Annotated in this window: 1 protein-coding gene; it reads right to left on the minus strand. The window is 62.7% G+C overall.

Going from position 1 to position 823, the window contains the following annotated elements; genetic code table 11:
- Window positions 1-767 (minus strand): IS5 family transposase gene (locus L8K25_RS22575; protein WP_242141267.1). Its coding sequence is split into 2 segments (ribosomal slippage): window positions 1-455 and window positions 455-767, totalling 768 coding nucleotides; the frame shifts between segments, so codons are not numbered across the junction.
- Window positions 768-823 lie beyond the last annotated feature (56 nt).

Here is an 823-nt window from a genome sequence, read left to right on the forward strand (position 1 = left end):
CTAGGCCGTAGACTCATAAGCGCGGAGCCACAGCCGGATTGAGGCGAGTTGTACCATCGCCAGGAAGTGCTCGGCGAGTTTGTCGTAGCGGGTGGCGACGCGCCGGAAGTGTTTGAGCTTGCTGAAGAAGCGCTCGACGAGATTGCGCTCTTGGTAGAGCACCTTGCTGAAGCAGGGTTTCCATTTGCGATTGGCTTTGGCGGGGATGTTCGGCACCGCGCCTTGCGCCTCGATCAGATCGCGGATCCCGTCGGCGTCATAAGCCTTGTCGGCTAGGACGATGGTGCGGGGATCGAGGCGATCCAGCAGCCGGTATGCGGCAGGCCCGTCGTGCGCCTGACCTGCGGTCAGACTGAGCCGGATCGGGAGCCCTTGCGCATCGACGACTGCGTGGATCTTGGTCGTGAGACCACCTCGGGAGCGACCGAGGCAGTGATCCAGATCCCCCTTTTTGCCGTCGCAGCCTGCTGGTGCGCCCGGATGGAGGTGCTGTCGATCATCTGGATGTCGCCGTCGTACGCCGCCGTGATGGCGTCCATCAGCCGGTCCCAAACGCCAGCTTTGCGCCACCGCGAAAAGCGGTTGTAGCAGGTGGTGCGCGGGCCATACCGCTCGGGAAGATCGCGCCACGGCGCGCCCGACCGCAACACCCAGAAGATCCCGTTCAACACACGGCGATCATCGACGCGCGCGACGCCTCTCGGCTTGTTGGGCAACAGCGGCTCGATCACACGCCACTCAAAGTCGGTCAGATCATATCGGCTCATGCCGAGCCTGAATCATAAAAGCTCTAGCCTGGGAATCCCGTTTATGGGTTCACGGC

Source organism: Sphingomonas sp. TREG-RG-20F-R18-01, assembly GCF_022662475.1.
Taxonomy (GTDB): Bacteria; Pseudomonadota; Alphaproteobacteria; order Sphingomonadales; family Sphingomonadaceae; genus Sphingomonas.